19 protein-coding genes and 1 pseudogene are annotated in these 17,497 nt (G+C 69.1%); 16 read left to right on the top strand and 4 right to left on the bottom strand.

Features of this window, described 5'->3' with window-relative positions:
- Positions 1 to 48 precede the first annotated feature (48 nt).
- A complete protein-coding gene (locus tag G3M62_RS20115; protein WP_165190236.1) occupies positions 49 to 516 on the top strand; it encodes a GNAT family N-acetyltransferase in 468 nt (155 codons plus the stop codon).
- A gap of 55 nt (positions 517 to 571) precedes the next feature.
- Here G3M62_RS20115 and G3M62_RS20120 read toward each other — a convergent pair whose 3' ends face one another.
- Entirely contained in the window at positions 572 to 904 is a 333-nt protein-coding gene (locus G3M62_RS20120) for a DUF8200 family protein (RefSeq protein WP_165190237.1), read from the bottom strand.
- A 100-nt stretch (positions 905 to 1,004) separates the two neighbouring features.
- Positions 1,005 to 1,628: a glutathione S-transferase C-terminal domain-containing protein gene (locus G3M62_RS20125; protein ID WP_165190238.1), complete on the bottom strand. Its 624-nt coding sequence runs from the start codon at positions 1,626 to 1,628 to the stop codon at positions 1,005 to 1,007.
- Positions 1,629 to 1,732: 104 nt separating this feature from the next.
- On the opposite strand from G3M62_RS20125, the gene G3M62_RS20130 reads away from it, so the two are divergent.
- Genes G3M62_RS20130 through G3M62_RS20140 form a run of 3 tightly spaced genes read left to right on the top strand, consistent with a single transcriptional unit; the run spans position 1,733 to position 3,833 of the window.
- Entirely contained in the window at positions 1,733 to 2,374 is a 642-nt protein-coding gene (locus tag G3M62_RS20130; protein WP_165190239.1) for a TetR/AcrR family transcriptional regulator, read from the top strand.
- Between the two features lie 50 nt (positions 2,375 to 2,424).
- Entirely contained in the window at positions 2,425 to 3,150 is a 726-nt protein-coding gene (locus tag G3M62_RS20135) for a methylated-DNA--[protein]-cysteine S-methyltransferase (protein WP_165190240.1), read from the top strand.
- A complete protein-coding gene (locus G3M62_RS20140) occupies positions 3,147 to 3,833 on the top strand; it encodes a 2OG-Fe(II) oxygenase (RefSeq protein ID WP_165190241.1) in 687 nt (228 codons plus the stop codon). The genes G3M62_RS20135 and G3M62_RS20140 overlap by 4 nt, the downstream gene beginning before the upstream one ends.
- A gap of 18 nt (positions 3,834 to 3,851) precedes the next feature.
- On the opposite strand, the gene G3M62_RS20145 is transcribed toward G3M62_RS20140, so the two are convergent.
- Positions 3,852 to 4,304 carry a hypothetical protein gene (locus tag G3M62_RS20145; protein WP_165190242.1) on the bottom strand — a complete coding sequence of 151 codons (453 nt, stop codon included), beginning with the start codon at positions 4,302 to 4,304 and terminating at the stop codon, positions 3,852 to 3,854.
- Between the two features lie 205 nt (positions 4,305 to 4,509).
- On the opposite strand from G3M62_RS20145, the gene G3M62_RS20150 reads away from it, so the two are divergent.
- Genes G3M62_RS20150 through G3M62_RS20160 form a run of 3 tightly spaced genes read left to right on the top strand, consistent with a single transcriptional unit; the run spans position 4,510 to position 7,205 of the window.
- Positions 4,510 to 5,355, top strand: a complete 846-nt coding sequence (locus tag G3M62_RS20150; RefSeq protein WP_165190244.1) for a trypsin-like serine peptidase — start codon at positions 4,510 to 4,512, stop codon at positions 5,353 to 5,355.
- Between the two features lie 27 nt (positions 5,356 to 5,382).
- Complete coding sequence (locus tag G3M62_RS20155) at positions 5,383 to 6,909, top strand: hypothetical protein (RefSeq protein ID WP_165190246.1); 1,527 nt, start codon at positions 5,383 to 5,385, stop codon at positions 6,907 to 6,909.
- 26 nt (positions 6,910 to 6,935) lie between these two features.
- Entirely contained in the window at positions 6,936 to 7,205 is a 270-nt protein-coding gene (locus tag G3M62_RS20160) for a hypothetical protein (RefSeq protein ID WP_165190248.1), read from the top strand.
- A 242-nt stretch (positions 7,206 to 7,447) separates the two neighbouring features.
- Here the strand turns inward: G3M62_RS20160 and G3M62_RS20165 are convergent, their stop codons facing one another.
- Positions 7,448 to 8,389: a YadA-like family protein gene (locus G3M62_RS20165; protein WP_165190250.1), complete on the bottom strand. Its 942-nt coding sequence runs from the start codon at positions 8,387 to 8,389 to the stop codon at positions 7,448 to 7,450.
- A 341-nt stretch (positions 8,390 to 8,730) separates the two neighbouring features.
- On the opposite strand from G3M62_RS20165, the gene G3M62_RS20170 reads away from it, so the two are divergent.
- From G3M62_RS20170 to G3M62_RS20205, 9 genes and pseudogenes are all read left to right on the top strand, one after another.
- Positions 8,731 to 9,591 (top strand): TIGR01459 family HAD-type hydrolase, encoded by an 861-nt coding sequence (locus G3M62_RS20170; protein WP_165190252.1) that lies wholly within the window; start codon positions 8,731 to 8,733, stop codon positions 9,589 to 9,591.
- 53 nt (positions 9,592 to 9,644) lie between these two features.
- On the top strand, positions 9,645 to 10,067 hold the full coding sequence (locus G3M62_RS20175; RefSeq protein WP_165190254.1) for a MaoC family dehydratase: 423 nt from the start codon (positions 9,645 to 9,647) through the stop codon (positions 10,065 to 10,067).
- Positions 10,068 to 10,077: 10 nt separating this feature from the next.
- Positions 10,078 to 11,034: a bifunctional riboflavin kinase/FAD synthetase gene (locus G3M62_RS20180; RefSeq protein WP_165190256.1), complete on the top strand. Its 957-nt coding sequence runs from the start codon at positions 10,078 to 10,080 to the stop codon at positions 11,032 to 11,034.
- Positions 11,035 to 11,257: 223 nt separating this feature from the next.
- A complete protein-coding gene (locus G3M62_RS20185; RefSeq protein WP_165190258.1) occupies positions 11,258 to 12,349 on the top strand; it encodes a S1C family serine protease in 1,092 nt (363 codons plus the stop codon).
- Between the two features lie 137 nt (positions 12,350 to 12,486).
- Entirely contained in the window at positions 12,487 to 12,738 is a 252-nt protein-coding gene (locus G3M62_RS20190) for a hypothetical protein (protein WP_246263343.1), read from the top strand.
- A 269-nt stretch (positions 12,739 to 13,007) separates the two neighbouring features.
- Positions 13,008 to 15,977, top strand: coding sequence for an isoleucine--tRNA ligase (gene ileS / locus G3M62_RS20195; protein WP_165190260.1), 2,970 nt, complete (start codon positions 13,008 to 13,010; stop codon positions 15,975 to 15,977).
- 21 nt (positions 15,978 to 15,998) lie between these two features.
- A pseudogene (locus tag G3M62_RS27000) lies at positions 15,999 to 16,109 on the top strand (hypothetical protein); the annotation flags it as partial.
- Positions 16,110 to 16,124: 15 nt separating this feature from the next.
- A complete protein-coding gene (gene lspA, locus G3M62_RS20200) occupies positions 16,125 to 16,631 on the top strand; it encodes a signal peptidase II (protein WP_165190262.1) in 507 nt (168 codons plus the stop codon).
- A gap of 115 nt (positions 16,632 to 16,746) precedes the next feature.
- Positions 16,747 to 17,313, top strand: coding sequence for a DUF3035 domain-containing protein (locus tag G3M62_RS20205; RefSeq protein ID WP_165190264.1), 567 nt, complete (start codon positions 16,747 to 16,749; stop codon positions 17,311 to 17,313).
- Positions 17,314 to 17,497 lie beyond the last annotated feature (184 nt).

The following is a 17,497-nucleotide window of genomic DNA, read 5'->3' on the forward strand; positions in this document are numbered from 1 at the left end:
AACGAGGGCCTCTTCCCGCCTCATGCTCACGGACACGCCACGCCGCCCATGCTGATTGAAGCCACCGACGCCCACTTCGCCGACCTGATCGCCGGGCGTGATCCCGATGGGCTAAGGGTCGCCGAGGGCGGGGTCGAGGCGCCGGAGGTGCTGGCCATGCTGCGGGGGCTGTCGGCCGAGGTCGGCGAGAGCTTCACGCCCAACGCCTGGCTGATCGTCGAGGACGGCGAGGTGGTGGGCCTGACGTCGCTGGTCCGCACGCCCTATGTCGGCGACACGGTGATGATCGGCTACGGCGTCGCCGCCTCGCGCCGAGGGCGCGGGATCGCGAAACGGGCCGTGGCCGAAGTGCTGGCCTGGGCGCGCACCGACTTTCGCGTTTCGACCGTCACCGCCGAGACCGCCGTCGACAACGCCGCCTCTCAGCGGGTGCTGCAGGCCAACGGCTTCACACGGTCCGGCGAGCGCGAGGACGAGGAGGACGGGCCGCTGTTCTGCTGGTCGGTGGGGGTCTGAAAAGGCGGGGACGCACGCAGGCGCGCGTCCCCGAGTTCCTCCTCCGAGGTGGAGTTCAGCGCGCCGCCGCGACCTGGGACGGGGCGATCTGCGCCGGATTGCATTGCGCCAGCTGGGCGTCGGTCAGGGTCACGCCGCGATAGCCGAAGCCGGTGATCGGCCCCAGTTCGCGAGCCAGGCGCTTGCAGGTGCGCAGGGGCGGCAGCGACTTGACCTGGGTCGAGCGGCACGTGTCGCCCTGGCAGCGCCAGAGCGTGCCGTCGAACACCAGATGGTCCTGAGTGATGGGGGCGCCGAGGGTCAGCCACCCCGTCTGGGCTTGGGTTTCGGCCATGGCGGGGCCGCCCGTCGCGGCCAGGGCCGCGACGGCGATGATCAGGCTACGCATGATGGATCTCCTGGGGAGCGGAAGGGCGGCGGGGACACAAACGAGATCCCGCCACCGGAGGGAGGAGACGCGAGCCCGCGTCTCCTTTCAGGTCCCGGCTCTAGGCCGCGGCCTTGAACAGGGTGAGTTCCTCGTCGAAGGCCCTGGCGATCGAAGGCCGGGTCTGCAGGCGTTCGCGATAGGCGGTCAGCGCCGGATAGGGCCCGAAGTCCAGCGACAGGTAGCGGGCCCAGGTCAGCATCACGAACAGATAGGCGTCGGCGACGCTGAACCTGCCTTGCAGGAACTCGCGCCCTTTCAGATGAGCGTCGAGATGGGCCAGGCGCTCGGCCAGCCGCTCGCGGGCGAAGGCCTTGGCGCCGTCCGGGGCCTTGGGATTCAGCAGGACCGTGAAGCCGCCGATATGCAGCTCCGAGCCGATGAAGCTGAGCCAGCCCTGCACCTTGCGGCGCTCGGGGCCGTCGGCGGGGATCAGGCCGGAGGCCGGAAAGCGGTCGGCGACGTACGGCAGGATCACCGCGTTCTCGAAGATCAGCTCGCCGTCGTCGGTGCGCAGCACCGGCACCTGGCCCCTGGCGTTGACCTCCAGGAACGCGGTCCCGTCTTCCACCACCTTGGGGCGGGCCTTGGTGTCGACCTTCAGGAAGCGGATGTCCGCGCCCGCCTCGTAGGCCGCGATCCGCGTCGCCATCGAGCAGGCCATCGGCGAGAAGTAGAGATCCATCGAACCCTCCATTTGCATTTCCATACTGTTTCGCATAAAAATAACGGCGGTCAAGAAATAAACTGCGAAATGGTACAAAAATAGAATCGGGCCAGGAGAGTCAGATGTCCGAAACTCCCGTGAAGCGGCGCGGCCGCCCCCGCGCCTACGACCCCGACGTCGCCCTGGCCAAGGCCACGGAGATCTTCTGGGCCCAGGGCTTCGCCGGCGCCTCGCTGGACGACCTGGCCGCCGCCACCGGCATGAACCGGCCCAGTCTGTACGGGGCGTTCGGCGACAAGCAGGCGCTCTTCAGGACGGCGCTGGACGGCTATATGGACCGCTCGCGCGCCTCGATGGCCGAGGCCTTCCGGGGCGGCGGCACGCTGCGCGAGGTCCTGACCCGGATCTACCGCACGGCGCTGGGCTTCTACCTGTCGGACGACGAGGGCGGACGGGGCTGCTTCCTGGCCAGCGCGGGTCTGGGCCAGGCGCTGGTCGACGACGAGGTGCGCCGGATCGTGGCCGACGGCCTGCACGAGCTGGACCGCGCCGTCGAAGGCCTGATGACGCGCCGCCAGGCCAAGGGCGAGCTGCCGGCCACCGTCGATCCCGTCGCCCTGGGCCATGTGGCCAGCATGATGATGAACGCCCTGTCGGTGCGCGCCCGGGCCGGCGAGACCCGCGAACAGCTGGAGGCCACGATCCTAGTGATGGTCGACCTGATCTGCGGACCGGCCGATCGAGAACCGCAAGCATCGGAATGACGCCCCCGGTCAGGGCGCGCATGCTCCTTCTCACGAAAGGAGACCACCCCATGACCGCTTCTCTTTCCACCACCGACGACGCGCGCTGGGAGGCCATGCGCCGCCGCGATCGCGACCTCGACGGCGCGTTCTTCATCGCCGTGCGCACCACCGGCGTCTATTGCCTGGCCAGCTGCGCCGGGCGGCCGCTGCGCAAGAACGTCGAATTCCACGACACCCGTGAAAGCGCCCGCGCCGCCGGCTTCCGGGCCTGCCTGCGCTGCAAGCCCGACCAGCCGCGCGAGACCCTGCGTTACGCCACCGTGCCCACGTCGCTGGGCCTGGCCCTGGTCGCCCGCTCCGACGCCGGCTTGCGGCTGGTGACCCTGGGCGACGACGCCGACGCCCTGGTCCGTGACCTGGAGCGCCGCTTCCGCTCGGCCCGGCTGACGCAAGATCCGGACGGCCTGGCCGCCGACCTGACGGCGGTGGCCCAGCAGGTCGACCACTCCGACGCCAGGCTGGACCTGCCGCTCGACGCCCAGGGCACGGACCTGCAGAAGGCCGTCTGGGCGGCGCTGCGGGCCATCCCGGCCGGGACCACCGCCTCCTATGCGGAAGTCGCTCGGACCATCGGACGGCCCACCGCCGCCCGGGCCGTGGCCCAGGCTTGCGGGGCCAATCCGCTGGCGGTGATCACCCCCTGCCATCGGGTGGTGCGGGCCGACGGCGGCCTCTCGGGCTACCGCTGGGGCGTCGAGCGCAAGGCGGCCCTCCTGGCCCGCGAGGCGGCATGAGCCTGGACTGGTCCCGCATCACCGCCGACCTCGACGCCCAGGGCTGGGCCCTGACAGGGCCGCTGCTCAAGCCCGAGACCTGCCAGAAGATCGCCGGCTTCTACGACCAGGAGGCCGGCTTTCGCAGCCGGGTGGTGATGGCCCGTCACGGCTTCGGCCAGGGCGAGTACAAGTACTTCAGCTATCCCCTGCCCGACCCGGTGCAGCGGTTGCGGCAGGGGCTGTACGGCCCACTGGCCGGCGTCGCCAATCGCTGGGCCGAGGTGCTGGGCGAGGAGCGGCGCTTTCCGGACGACCTGGACGACATGCTGGCTCGTTGCCACGCGGCGGGCCAGGCCCGGCCCACGCCCCTGCTGCTGACCTACGGCCCGGGCGACTACAACTGCCTGCACCAGGACCTTTACGGCGAGCACGTCTTCCCGCTGCAGGCCGCCTTCCTGCTGGACGAGCCGGGCCGCGACTTCGAGGGCGGCGAGTTCGTGCTGGTCGAGCAGCGGCCGCGCCAGCAGTCACGCCCCCAGGTCGTGCCGCTGAGGCAGGGCGAGGGCGTGATCTTCGCCGTCCGCGAACGTCCGGCCGCAGGCTCGCGCGGCGTCCACCGCCGGGTGCTGCGGCATGGGGTCAGCACGGTGCGATCAGGACGGCGGCGCGTGCTGGGGGTGATCTTCCACGACGCGACGTGAGGGCGTCCAGCGCCGTCCCTACTTCGCCAGCTCGATCTTGATCCCCTTCGGCGCGGCCGTGAACCGCAGGCCCCGGGTGGTGGAGTTGGCCTTGATGGCCACGCCCTTGTCGTTCTTCATCGACAGCACCGCGCCGCCGCCGGCCACCGTCGCGCCCAGCTCGGCGGCCTGGTAGACGCCGACGATGTCGGAGGCCTGCTTGAGGCCCGTCACCGTGCCGCTGGCGCTGTAGCGGCTGGCGCCGATGTCGACCGCCGACAGGCCGCTGGTCTTCAGCTTGTAGTCCTTGCCGCGGAAGTGAAGCGTGCCGTGGCCCCAGCCGACCCCGACGCCGATCGCGACCCCGCCGCCGGTGAACTCGATCGTGCCGGAGGTGGAGGTGTCGGGCGCGGGCGTCTGGGCCATGACCGGCGCCGACAGGACGACGGCGGCGGCGAGGACGGAAGCGAACACATGAAGCTGGGATTGCATGAACCAAGGCCTCGAACAGGCTGAAGGGACCCTGACGTTGCCCCCGCGCCACCGCGAACGCACTCAGGCGATCCCCGCCTTCACCGAGAAGGAAACGCCCCAGACGGGCCGGGCGAGCGCCGAAATCCGAACGCACTTATAAATTGCACTTGTCGGCGATACCTGTTCTGAGTGACCTTCGACACACGCAGCAGGCGGGGGCGCCATGAACGGTACGCGTTCCAGCAGCACGCCGGTCGACCGGCTCCCGACCGAGCCGGAAACCTCGCTCGCCTCGGGCTCGGAAGGAACCTTGGCGCCGTTGCTGGCGCCCGAACGGCCGCCGCGCGTCGCGGGCGGTCCGGCGCGGATGTTCAGCATCCTGGGGCCGGTCGACCACCGCCGGATCGAACTGCGCAACACCACCGCCCCTTGGCGGATGGTCTGCGCCCTGCGGATCGAGACCGCGCGCGGCGTGTTCAACGGCACCGGCTGGCTGGCTGGCCCCAGGACCGTGATCACCGCCGGCCACTGCCTGCACAACGATGCTTTCGCTTCAGGCGGCGGCTGGGCCCGCCAGGTCACGGTGATCGCGGGCCAGAGCTGGAACAAGCAGCCGTTCGGGGCGGTCGTCTCCACGCGCTTTGACTGCGCCCCCACCTGGCTGCAAGGCCGTGAGCGGGCCCACGACATCGGCGCCATCCACCTGGACGATCCGGTCGGCGAGCGGGTGGGCTGGATGAAGTACGATGCGCTGGATCCCGCCGCCCTGGCCCGGACCACCGCCGTGGTCTCCGGCTATCCGGAATACGCCGGCAGCTACGAGCACCTGCTGGTGGCCAAGGGCGCGGTGCGCACCAGCCTGGACGGCCGGCTCTACTACGAGATCGACACCACCGACGGCCAGAGCGGCGGCCCGGTCTGGATCGGCGACGTCGCCGCCCCGACCGTCGTGGCCGTGCACGGCTACGAGGCCGACGCCACCCCGCCCGCCGTCGGTCCCGGCGTCAATTCCGGCGCCCTGCTGACCCCCGACCACCTGCGACTGATCCAAACCTGGCAAGGCGGCTGAAGTCCGCCACGAACGAGGAAAGCCCCCATGTTCCTTGCGTCCAAGATCCCGGCTTCGAGACACCTCCTGCCCCTGTTGGCCACGCTGGCCCTGACCGGCGCCGGGCTGGCGGCGTGCCAGCCGCAAGCCACGCAAACCCCGCCGCCAGCCACCGGCGGCCCAGTCCAGTTCCTGTCGGCCAAGGGCCTGAACCCACAGGCCGGCGAGGCCTCGCCGCAGGGGCGGCTACTGATCGGGCGCGGCAAGGACTACACCCCCGTCGCCGAGGATCCCCAGGTGCTGTTCGCCCGGCTGGAAGGCTCGATGGCCGAACGCCGCAAGGTGGGCTGGCAGATCGTCGAGGCCCTGCTGGAGCCCCAGAAGCTGACCCTGGACGGCAAGACCTACGACGTGCCCCTGTGGCACACTTGGTACGAGGGCATGAGCGCCAATCCCGAGGTCGACCAGAAGATCAAGCTGTTCATCGCCCAGGTCGCCGCCTGCAAGGCCGATACGGCCTGCAAGAAGACCCGCGACGAGATCGCCCACGAGGTGATGGCCCAAGGCGGCGAGAACAAGAACCTGGTCCGCAGCCTGGTCTCGGCCAACCTGACCCAGGTGCTCAAGCAGTCCGAGGGCTTCGATCGCGGCGCGCCCGAGGAGGAGCTGGGCCAGGGCTTCACCCTGTTCAGCCCCTCGTTCGTCGAGCACGTGCTGGCCCAGGCCCAGGGCGTGGAGACCTGCTCGGCCAAGATCCCCTGGAACCAGCCGCCGCCCAGCGCCAGCCAGTTCTCGCCCTGCGTCGACGAATTCCCGCGCAGCGCGGTGATGGTCAAGACCAGCTGGGACGAGATCGACGGCGCCAATCCCCGGGTCAGCGCCCACGCCACCGACGCCCCGGCGATCACCGCCGTGCTGAAGGGCGGCAGCTGGCCCAAGCCCACCCTGGAGCCGGTGACGCCCGACGGCATCTACACGGTGCAGACCACGGACGGAAAACTGTTCGGCCTGAAGTCGATCCACTTCTCGACCAAGGACACCCGCCAGTGGATCTGGATTTCGCTGTGGTGGAGCCCCAAGCCCGACGAGGACTTCGGCCAGGACCGTCCGGCCGCCCTGGCCAAGTTCAACGGCGGGGTCTGGTCGCACTACAAGATGTGCATCACCACCGCCTTCAACGAGACCGATCCCAAGCCGTGGGGTCCGTATGAAAGCGGCCAGCCGGGCCTGGCCGCGGCGATCAAGGCTTCGTACGACGGGACGGCCGAACAGCGGAACCCCGCGCCCTACGACAAGGTCACCACTTGGTGCAGCAATCCGAACCTGGAGCACCACACCGGCAACGGCCGCACCAACTGCATCGGCTGCCACCAGTATCCGCTGACCTGGAACACGCTCCAGAACCGCAAGGTGCGGTTCAACGACACCTACACCGCCTCGATGGCCGCCGAATATCCGCAGTACGGCCGCGCCCTGCGCCGCGCCAACTTCCCGGCCGAGTTCGCCTGGTCGTTCGACATGGAGTTCCAGGACCAGATCAAGGAGGCCCGGGAAGACCAGGGCTTCAACTGGTGAGCCCGTCGACAGAAGGAGCAAGCACGATGGTGTCTTTCGCCACCCAGATCCGGCCGATGTTCGACGCCCGCGACCTGGCCTGCATGAAGCGCAAGGGCGTGAAGCTGGACGACTACGGCTGGATGTCCGACCCCGCCGCCGGCGAGGGCTATGACGACCACGCCCACGGCCGGATGGTGTTCGACTTCGTCCGCCCGGACGGCGCCGAGCCCCGCATGCCGATGGGCGGTCCGTACTGGGAGGACGACCAGGTCGAGCTGTACCAGCAGTGGATGGACGGGGGGTTCAAGCCGTAGGGGAACTTGCCCCCGAACCGGACCTGATCCCTCTCCCCTTGCGGGAGAGGGTGGCCCCACGGAGTGGGGTCGGGTGAGGGGTCTCTCAGAATTATCCGGACGGGGCTTTCAACCCCTTATCCGATCTGCTTCGCAGGCCACCTTCTCCCGCAAGGGGAGAAGGACGGGCGCCCCGGATCTCCCATCAAACAAAAAGCCCCGGAGCAGGCTCCGGGGCTTTCCATCGTGCGAAGGCCTGAACCCTACCAGGCGAAGCCGAGGCTGCCGCCGCTCATCACGTCGCGACCGGTGGCCGAGACGCCCAGGTTGACGCTGATCGCGCGGGTGCTGTGGGTGTAGCCGGCCGCGATGGCCGCCTGGCCGCGATAGCCGCCGACCGCCATCGACAGGCGGTTGGTCAGGCCCGCCGCCGCGCCGGCGCTGTTGCCGGCCATCATCGCCATGGCCGAGCTCATCGCGCCCACGCCGTCCAGGCGGTCGGACACCTTGTTCAGGCGGTTGTCGAACTGGCTGGTGAAGCCGTCGACCTTCCAGTCGGTATAGGCGTTGGCGGCGGTCAGCGTCGCGGCGGCCTTGGTGTCGGTATAGGTCTTGGACGTGGCCAGGGCCTGGGTCGCGGCCGTGTCGGCATAGGCGTTGGCCGTGTCCAGCAGACCGCCGGTGGCGTTCTGCAGTTGGCCCAGGTTCACCGCGTCATTGGCGTTCGTGCCGTCGGCCAGGTTGGTGACCCGGCGCTGATTGCTGGCCGACCCCACCGAGACGACGTTGTTCTCGGCGGTGCTGGAGTTGGCGCCCAGCACGACGCTGTTCGTGCCGGCGGCCGACGAGTTGGCGCCCAGCACGGTGCTGCGGTCGCCGGTCACGCTGGAGCGGCTGCCGATCACGGTCGAGGACTGGCCGCTGGCGGTGTCGTGGGCGCCGATGGCGATGCTGTCGTTGCCGGTCGCCTGGGTCGAGTGGCCCTGGGCGATGGCGTGGTCGCCGCTGGCGACGGTGTCGGCGCCGAGCGCGACGCCATAGCCGCCGCCCGTGGCGTTGGCGTTCGAGCCGATCGCCGTCGAATTGCCGCCCGTGGCGCTCGCGCCGGTGCCCAGAACGGTGTCGTCGGCGAACGCTTGAGCAGCGCCGAACGCCAGAACCATCGCCGAGCAACCCACGGCGAGCTTAACCTTGAAATTACGCACTTTAGAATCCCCAACCCGTACTGTGAACGCTGGGCGGACCATCCGCCCTCTCGTTCGAGCGGCTGGATAGACGGTAGGGGTTTACCGGAGATTAAGTCGGTTAATAGACATAACGACATCTCAGACGAAGCTCTAATCGGATAACTCTGTTCCTGAAGCCCCCACCAACAACTGTAAATTTTCGCGGACATAGTGTCGCACTTGAGAAAATGGGGTGACAGGGCGGCGCGCGACTGCCAGCCCCCGGTCCATCGCCCCGCCACAGCCTGGCTTTGGGCGCCGCGACTCCCTACATCCGCTGGCGTTGACGCGTTCGTCTCCGCCCGGTACCGCCCCTGTCCATGACCGATCTGCCCACTGGCCTCTCCACCCTCACCGACCGCTATGACGTGCTGCTGTGCGACGTCTGGGGCGTGATCCACAACGGGGTCGAGAGCTTCCCGGAGGCCTGCCAGGCCCTGGTGAACTGGCGGGCCAACCATGGGCCGGTGGTGCTGATCTCCAACTCGCCCCGGCCAGCCGTCCACGTGATCGAACAGCTGGATCGGCTGGGCGTGCCGCGCGAGGCCTGGAGCGCCTTCGTCACCTCGGGCGACGCCACCCGCGTGCTGCTGCACGAGCGCGCGCCCGGCCCGGCCTGGATCGTCGGCCCCGAGCGCGACATGACGCTCTATGAGGGCCTGGGCCTGGAGACCGCCGGTCCCGAGGCCGCGGCCTTCGTCGCCGTCACCGGCATGGTCGACGACGAGAACGAGGTCCCCGACGACTACGCCGACCACCTGGCCATCGCCGCCGGACGCGGCCTGACGCTGATCTGCGCCAATCCCGACCGGGTGGTGCAGCGCGGCTCGCGCCTGATCTATTGCGGCGGCTCGCTGGCCGACCTCTACGAGACCCTGGGCGGCCAGGTGCTGATGGCCGGCAAGCCTTATGCGCCGATCTACGACCTGGCCCTGGCCGAGGCCGAGACCCTGCTGGGCAAGCCGGTCGACCGCTCGCGGGTGCTGTGCATCGGCGACGGCGTGATCACCGACGTCAAGGGCGCCCACGACCAGGGCCTGGCCTGCCTGTTCATCGCCAAGGGCATCCACGGCGAGCACGCCGTCGGCCCGGACGGCCGCCTGGACCCGACCAAGGTCGAGGGCCTGCTGGCCGCCGAGCGGGTGGGCGCCACCCACGCCATGGGCGATCTGGTTTGGTAGGGCCGCGGCCGGTCGATAAGGTCAGCTCGAATGACAAGACCAAGAGGGGCGTAATGCCGGGACTGTTTCTCGAGGATCTCAGCGTCGGCCAGTCGGCCGAACTGGTCCGCACCGTGGCTGAAACCGACATCGTCGCCTTCGCCGACGTGACGGGCGACACCAATCCCGTGCACCTGGACGCCGACTACGCCGCCACCACGCCGTTTGGCGAGCGCATCGCCCACGGCATGCTGTCGGCCGGCTACATCTCGGCGGTGCTGGGCACGTCCCTGCCCGGCCCCGGCGCGGTCTATCTGTCGCAATCCCTGGCCTTCAAGCGTCCGGTGAAGATCGGCGCCGAGGTCACCGCCCGCGTCACCGTCACGGCCATCGATGAGGCCAGGGCCCGCGTCACCCTGGCCACCGCCTGCCTGGTGGGCGGCAAGACCGTGGTCGACGGCGAGGCCGTGGTCATGGTCCCCCGAAAAGCCGCATAAGGAAGTCCGCATGGGCCTGAAGACGATCCACGGCTGGAAGAACCTGTCCGACAGCGAGCGCGGCGCCTGCGTGGCCCTGGGCAATTTCGACGGCGTGCATCGCGGCCACCAGCAGGTGATCGCCCAGGCCGCCAAAGCCGCCCAGGACGCCAAGGCCCCGCTGGGCGTGGTCACCTTCGATCCGCACCCGCGCCGCCTGTTCCGGCCCAGCGAGCCAGCCTTCAAGCTGATGACCCACAACCAGCAGGCCCGCGCGCTGGAGGCCCTGGGCGTGGACCTGCTGTACCTGCTGCCGTTCGACTTCGAGATGGCCAGCTTCAACGACCGCGAGTTCGTCGAGAAGGTGCTGGTCGGCGGCCCCAATGGTCAGGGATTGGGGGTGAAACACGTCGCCGTGGGCTTCGACATCTCGTTTGGCCGGGGCCGCACCGGCAGCGCCGAGCTGATGAAGGCCTATGGCGCGGAATACGGCTTCTCGGTCTCGACCGCCGAGCCGGTCGCCAACCGCGACGGCGAGAAGTTCTCGTCCACCGGCGTGCGCGACGCCCTGCGCGAGGGGCATCCCGAAGGCGCGGCGCGGATCCTGGGCCGGCCGTTCGCCATCGAGGGCGTGGTCCGCCGCGGCCAGCAGCTGGGCCGGACGCTGGGCTTCCCCACGGCCAATGTCGAGGTCGAGGACTATGTGGTGCCGCGCCTGGGCGTCTACGCCACCCGCACCCGCCTGCCCGACGGCCGCGAAGTGCCGGGCGTGGCCAATCTGGGCAACAACCCCACCACCGGCGAGGTCGAGACCCGGCTGGAGACCTGGCTGTTCGACTTCGACGAAGACCTCTATGGCCAAGTCATCGAAACCGACCTGATCGCCTTCCTGCGCCCGGAACTGAAGTTCGACAGCATCGAGCTGATGGTCGAGCAGATCCTGCGGGATGAGCAGGCGGCCCGGGCGATCGTGGCGCCGGCGTTTTAGGGCTCACGGGACGCCCCCTCCGTCACGAGGCTACGCCTCGCGCCACCTCCCCCGTTTCACGGGTGAGGAGAGGGGCGGTTCGGCTTCCTCCTCACCCGTGAAACGGGGGAGGTGGCATGGCGCGGATACGCGACATGACGGAGGGGGCGTCCCCGCTCCAACCCGACTCGCCAACCCGCGTTCTTCCCGTTAACCTTTGCCTTACCAACGGGGCGGGGGCCGGGTGTTGAAAGCGCGCAAATACGAGATGTTCGCCAAGGCGCGACGGCCCAAGGCCTCGCGTGGGCACGAGATTCTCGCCTATCCGGACTCTGAAGCCGGGGGCGCCACCTTCGTGTTCGACCCCGGCGAGGCCCCGTACTGCGTGGTCCCGCCGTCGGAAGACAGCCTGCTGGACGCCTATTCCAACGCCGTGGTCCGCGCCGTCGAGGTGGTCGGTCCCAGCGTCGTGCGCATCCATCCGATGATGGAGGACCCGCGCATCCAGGGCGTCGGCTCGGGCTTCGCCATCGCCGCCAACGGCCTGATCCTGACCAACAGCCACGTGGTGCAGGGCGCCAGCCGCTTCGTGGTCATCACCGCCGAGGGCCGCAGCGTCACGGCGCGCTGCGTGGGCGACGATCCCGACACCGATCTCGCCCTGCTGCAGCTAGATCCGCGCCTGGACCTGCCCGTGGCCAAGCTGGGCAACTCCAAGGCCCTGCGGCGCGGCCAGCTGGTGATCGCCATCGGCGCCCCGCTGGGCTTCGAGGCGACGGTGACCACCGGCGTGGTCTCGGCCATGGGCCGGTCCCTGCGCGGCGAGCGCGGCCGGCTGATCGAGGACCTGATCCAGACCGACGCCGCCCTCAATCCGGGCAACAGCGGCGGGCCGCTGGTCAGCTCGTCCGGCGAGGTGGTGGGCATCGCCACCGCGGTGATCGCCGGCTTCCAGGGCCTGTGCTTCGCCGTGGCCTCCAACACCGCCAGCTTCGTGATCGCCGAGCTGATCGCCCATGGCCACGTGCGGCGCGGCTCGATCGGCCTGGTCGCCCAGCAGGCCCCGATCCCGCCCGGCCTGGCCCGCGCCACCGGCGTCACCCAGGGCTATGCGGTGTTCGTCGCCCAGGTCGATCCAGGCGGCCCCGCCGCCAAGGCCGGGGTGCGCGAGGGCGACCTGCTGATCAGCGCCGGCGGCGCGCCGCTGACCGGCCTGGACGACCTGCTGCGCGCGCTCGACAACCACAGCATCGACAGGGCCGCGCCCTTCGTCCTGATCCGCCAGGGCAAGCTGATGACGGTGACGATTACCCCGCGCGCCCGCAAGCGTGGTTAAACATCGTCGACTTGCCGACACAGCGTGCAATACCGCATCCAAAACTTGGGAAAATACGGATAACATTGCTTTTTCTCCGTAGACGCAAGCAAAGACGCTCCCTACACTTTTGACGTCAGTTCAAGAGGAGTCGTCAGGTGCGGACCGAGGTGCGGGTAAGACATCTGCGGCGAAAGACCTGGCGCGCGGCGCGCCTGCTGTTGCCGCCCAAACCGTCCCTGACCTCGCTGGAAGGCAAGATCCTGGCCTCCGCCTGGGCCGTCGCCGCCCTCACCACCCTCAGCGTCGCCCTAGCCCAGGGCCTGCGCATGTTCCTTCTCTCGGCCCTGGCGGTGCTGTTCGGCACCCTGGCGGCGCTGTGGATGCTGGACGGGCTGGCGCGGCGGTAGGGCCTTTCGGGCTTTTTCGTTTCCCCAAAGGTGTCATCCCGGAAGCGCGTAGCGCTTGTCCGGAATGACAACCCTTGTTGAGCCTGGAAGATGGTGAGAGCCCGTTTGCCCCTCCCCGTCACCTCTGCTATCCCCCGCCCATGCCTTTCGTTCGGAAAACCCCGCGAATTAACCGCCCGGCGTGACGCCGCCGGACGGTAGCTCCAGCGCGCGCCGGGACGACGACCCCGCAACTTCTTCCGAACACCTCCAAGCTGGATAGCCATGCCATGGCCGACGACGCCACGACCGCCCGCGACTACCGCGAAACCGTCTTCCTTCCCGACACCCCGTTCCCGATGCGCGGCGGCCTGCCCAAAAAGGAACCCGAGATCCTGGAAGGCTGGGCGGCCCTGTCCGACAAGGGCCTGTACGGCGCGGTGCGCGCCGCGCGCCAGGCCGCCGGCGCCCCGCTGTTCGTGCTGCACGACGGCCCGCCCTACGCCAATGGCGCGATCCACATCGGCCACGCCCTGAACAAGACGCTGAAGGACTTCGTGGTCCGCAGCCGCTTCGCCCTGGGCTACGACGTCGACTACGTGCCCGGCTGGGACTGCCACGGCCTGCCGATCGAATGGAAGATCGAGGAAGAGTTCCGCGCCAAGGGCCGCCGCAAGGACGAGGTGCCCGCCGCCGAGTTCCGCAAGCGCTGCCGCGAATACGCCGCCGGCTGGATCGAGGCCCAGAAGGTCGAGTTCCAGCGCCTGGGCGTGCTGGGCGACTGGTGGAACCGCTACGCCACCATGGACTACGGCAGCGAGGCGACGATCGTCGCCGAGTTCCACAAGTTCGCCACCAGCGGCCAGCTCTATCGCGGCTCCAAGCCCGTGATGTGGAGCCCGGTCGAGCGCACGGCCCTGGCCGACGCCGAGATCGAGTACCACGACCACGTCAGCCCGACCGTCTGGGTAAAGTTCCCGGTCAAGGCCTATGACGAGGACCGCTACGCCGTGTCGGGCAACGCGGCCGGCGACAACGTCTTCCGCCTGCCGCCCAACGACGCCAGCGTCGTGATCTGGACCACCACCCCGTGGACCATCCCGGCCAACCGGGCGATCAGCTTCAACCCCAAGGTCGAGTATGGCCTCTACGAGGTCGAGGCCATGGAGGAGAACCTGGAGTTCGCCCCGTGGTCCAAGGTCGGCGATCGCCTGATCGTCGCCGACAAGCTGGCCGAGGACGTGCGCAAGGCCGCCAAGGTCGCGTCGTGGCGCCGGGCCGAGCCGGTCGATCCGACCGGCCTGATCTGCGCCCACCCCCTCGCCCAATTCGATGAAGGTTACGGCTTCGACGTCCCCCTGCTGGCCGGCGACCACGTGACCGACGACGCCGGCACCGGCTTCGTCCACACCGCCCCGGGCCACGGCGCCGACGACTATCTGGTCTGGCTGAAGAGCGGCTACGCGCTGGACTCCATCCCCGACACCGTCGATCCCGACGGCGCCTATTTCCCGCACGTGCCGCTGTTCGCGGGCCTGAAGGTCATCGAGACCGAGGGCAAGAAGGCCGGCAAGTTCGGGGCCGCCAACGGCGCGGTGATGGACAAGCTGATCGAGGCCGGCAACCTCTTGGCGCGCGGCCGCGTCGAGCACAGCTATCCGCACAGCTGGCGCTCCAAGGCCCCGGTGATCTTCCGCAACACCCCGCAATGGTTCATCCGCATGGACCAGGCCGTGCCCTCGCTGGGCGGCAAGACCCTGCGCGAGGTGGCGGTCCAGGCCATCGCCGACACCGCCTTCCACCCCGACGCCGGCCGCAACCGCATCGGGGCCATGGTCGAGACGCGTCCGGATTGGCTGATCAGCCGCCAGCGCGCCTGGGGCACGCCCCTGGCCATGTTCGTCGACAAGGAGACGGGCGTTCCGCTGATGGACGAGGCGGTCAACCGCCGCATCCTGGACGCCATCCAGGACGGCGGCAGCGACGCCTGGTTCGAGCTGCCCGACAGCCACTTCCTGGGCGACCGCGATCCGGCCCAGTTCGAGAAGGTCATCGACATCCTCGACGTCTGGTTCGACAGCGGCTCGACCCACGCCTTCACCCTGGAAGGCCGCAACGACAGCCGCTCCCCGGCCGATCTGTACCTGGAAGGCTCCGACCAGCACCGTGGCTGGTTCCAGTCGTCGCTGCTGGAGAGCTGCGGCACGCGCGGCCGCGCGCCGTACAAGGGCGTCCTGACCCACGGGTTCACCCAGGACGAGAACGGCGAGAAGATGTCCAAGTCCAAGGGCAACACCGTCGAGCCCCAGACCATCACCAAGGAAAGCGGCGCCGAGATCCTGCGGCTGTGGGCGGCGATGGTCGACTATTCGGAGGACCAGCGGATCGGCAAGACGATCCTGGCCACCACCACCGACGCCTATCGCAAGCTGCGCAACACCACCCGCTACCTGCTGGGCGCCCTGGCCGGCTTCGACGAGGCCGAACGGGTCACCGGCTACGCCGACTTCCCGCCGCTGGAGAAGTACATCCTGCACCGCCTGTGGGAGCTGGATGGCCAAGTGAAGGCCGCCTACGAGGCCTATCGCTTCAGCGACGTGATCCGGCCGCTGATCGACTTCTGCCAGGGCGACCTGTCCAGCCTGTTCTTCGACATCCGCAAGGACAGCCTCTATTGCGACGCGCCCACGGCCCTGCGCCGCCGGGCCTATCGCACGGTGCTGGACTATGTGTTCGAGCGCCTGACGGTGTGGCTGTCGCCCCTGACCAGCTTCACGATGGAAGAGGCCTGGACGACGCGCTTCCCCGACGCCGGCAGCAACGTGCTGCGGGTGATGCCGGAGACCCCGGCCGCCTGGCGCAACGACGCCGAGGCCGCGCGCTGGGCCAAGGTCGAGACCGTGACCTCGGTGGTCACCTCGGCCCTGGAGGTCGAGCGCCGCGACAAGCGGATAGGCTCGGCGCTCGAGGCCGCGCCGGTCGTCCACATCGCCGACGCCGACCTGCTGGCCGCCTTCGACGGCCTGGACGCCGCCGAGGTGTTCCGCACCAGCGCCGCGACCCTGGTCGCCGACGAGGCGGCGGGCGCGTTCGCGCTGGACGAGGTCAAGGGCGTGGCCGTCGAGGTCCCGCTGGCCGACGGCAAGAAGTGCGCCCGCTCGTGGCGCATCCTGCCGGAGGTGGGAACCGACCCCCGCTATCCGGAGCTTAGCCTGCGCGACGCCGAAGCGGTGGCGTGGTGGGACGCGCAACACACTTAAGGTGTTTGCTTCCTTCTCCCCTTGCGGGAGAAGGTGTCGCGCAGCGACGGATGAGGGGTCGCACGGCGCGGCCGGTGAAACCCCTCATCCGACCTGCTTCGCAGGCCACCTTCTCCCGCAAGGGGAGAAGGAAGATCAGAGACTGACATGAAAATCACCCGCCTCGGCTGGACCGCCTATCTGATCGCCGCGATCACCATCGTGCTGGACCAGATCAGCAAGGCCTGGATCCTTTCCACTCTGGGAACCGCGCCCGGCGCCAGCCAGCACGTGGTCGGCCCCTTCTACCTGACCCTGGTCCATAACCTGGGCATGAGCTTTGGCCTGTTCCGGGGCTCGGAGCTTTCCCGCTGGCTGCTGACCCTGTTCTCGGCCGTCGTGGTGGTGGGCTTGGCCGTCTGGGCGCGCAAAGCGGTCAAGCCGCTGATGGCCGGCGGCATCGGCCTGATCATCGGCGGGGCGTTCGGCAACAACCTGATCGACCGCGTCCGCTACGGCTATGTCGTCGACTTCATCGACGTCTCGCGCCTGCACTTCCCCTGGGTGTTCAACGTCGCCGACTCGGCGATCAGCGTCGGGGTGTGCCTGCTGCTGCTGGACAGCTTCCTCTCGGAAGAAAAAAACCTCGCCAATCCAGACGGTCACGGGCTGTAGCGCGACAGAACGGCCTCAACGTAGCCACGATCTCAAGGAAGATTGGCGCCCGGCCTCGGATGTCGTATCGAGAGCGTCCGAAATATCGGCCCGGGGGGCCGCTGGAGCAGGTTTCATGAGTTTCTATCGGGTCGCGACCCTGGGCGTCTTGGCCTCCGTGGCCGCCATGGGCCTCGCCGGTTGCCAGTCCACGTCCAAGGCGCTGGGCATGAGCAAGGTTGTTCCAGACGAATTCCGCGTCGTCACCAAGGCGCCGCTGGTGGTGCCGCCCGACTACAGCCTGCGCCCGCCGGCGCCCGGCGAGCCGCGCCCGCAGGAACTGCAGCCTGAAAGCGCCGCGCGTCAGGCCCTGATCGGCCAGAGCAACGCCGCCGGCCGTTCGGACGGCGAAAAGCTGCTGGTCGCCAAGGCCGGCGTCGAGAAGGCCGACCCGCTGATCCGCTTCGTCGTCGACGACGAGAACGGCGACCTGGCCCACAAGGACGAAAGCTTCTCGCAGAAGGTGATGTTCTGGAAGAAGGGCGACAAGACCGCCGCCCCGACCGCCTCGGAAACCGGCGCCACCGACGCCGCCCCGGTCGACGCCGCCACCGAAGAGGCCCGCCTGAAGGCCCTGACCGGCAACGGCACGATCGTCATCACCCGGGAAAAGGAAAGCAAGATCAAGCTGCCGGGCCTGTAGGGCCGGACTTGATCCGCTGAGATTTCGAAAGGCCCGGAAGGAAACTTCTGGGCCTTTTTCGTGCGGCGAACACTTGCCCCCTACGGACCGCTTCGCGGTCGTCTTCCCCCGGAGGGGGAAGAGGCGCGCCGCGCCTGAAGCCTCCGCCCCCTATGGGGGCGGACAGACCGCGAAGCGGTCAGGT

Origin of the sequence: Caulobacter soli (genome assembly GCF_011045195.1) — a bacterium.
GTDB lineage: Bacteria > Pseudomonadota > Alphaproteobacteria > Caulobacterales > Caulobacteraceae > Caulobacter > Caulobacter soli.

What these genes read in the sequence shown, in the direction of transcription:
- G3M62_RS20115 (WP_165190236.1), top strand. Translation starts at nt 49, where the DNA reads ATGCTGATTGAAGCCACCGACGCCCACTTCGCCGACCTGATCGCCGGG.
- G3M62_RS20120 (WP_165190237.1), bottom strand. Translation starts at nt 904, where the DNA reads ATGCGTAGCCTGATCATCGCCGTCGCGGCCCTGGCCGCGACGGGCGGC.
- G3M62_RS20125 (WP_165190238.1), bottom strand. Translation starts at nt 1,628, where the DNA reads ATGGATCTCTACTTCTCGCCGATGGCCTGCTCGATGGCGACGCGGATC.
- G3M62_RS20130 (WP_165190239.1), top strand. Translation starts at nt 1,733, where the DNA reads ATGTCCGAAACTCCCGTGAAGCGGCGCGGCCGCCCCCGCGCCTACGAC.
- G3M62_RS20135 (WP_165190240.1), top strand. Translation starts at nt 2,425, where the DNA reads ATGACCGCTTCTCTTTCCACCACCGACGACGCGCGCTGGGAGGCCATG.
- G3M62_RS20140 (WP_165190241.1), top strand. Translation starts at nt 3,147, where the DNA reads ATGAGCCTGGACTGGTCCCGCATCACCGCCGACCTCGACGCCCAGGGC.
- G3M62_RS20145 (WP_165190242.1), bottom strand. Translation starts at nt 4,304, where the DNA reads ATGCAATCCCAGCTTCATGTGTTCGCTTCCGTCCTCGCCGCCGCCGTC.
- G3M62_RS20150 (WP_165190244.1), top strand. Translation starts at nt 4,510, where the DNA reads ATGAACGGTACGCGTTCCAGCAGCACGCCGGTCGACCGGCTCCCGACC.
- G3M62_RS20155 (WP_165190246.1), top strand. Translation starts at nt 5,383, where the DNA reads ATGTTCCTTGCGTCCAAGATCCCGGCTTCGAGACACCTCCTGCCCCTG.
- G3M62_RS20160 (WP_165190248.1), top strand. Translation starts at nt 6,936, where the DNA reads ATGGTGTCTTTCGCCACCCAGATCCGGCCGATGTTCGACGCCCGCGAC.
- G3M62_RS20170 (WP_165190252.1), top strand. Translation starts at nt 8,731, where the DNA reads ATGACCGATCTGCCCACTGGCCTCTCCACCCTCACCGACCGCTATGAC.
- G3M62_RS20175 (WP_165190254.1), top strand. Translation starts at nt 9,645, where the DNA reads ATGCCGGGACTGTTTCTCGAGGATCTCAGCGTCGGCCAGTCGGCCGAA.
- G3M62_RS20180 (WP_165190256.1), top strand. Translation starts at nt 10,078, where the DNA reads ATGGGCCTGAAGACGATCCACGGCTGGAAGAACCTGTCCGACAGCGAG.
- ileS (WP_165190260.1), top strand. Translation starts at nt 13,008, where the DNA reads ATGGCCGACGACGCCACGACCGCCCGCGACTACCGCGAAACCGTCTTC.
- lspA (WP_165190262.1), top strand. Translation starts at nt 16,125, where the DNA reads ATGAAAATCACCCGCCTCGGCTGGACCGCCTATCTGATCGCCGCGATC.
- G3M62_RS20205 (WP_165190264.1), top strand. Translation starts at nt 16,747, where the DNA reads ATGAGTTTCTATCGGGTCGCGACCCTGGGCGTCTTGGCCTCCGTGGCC.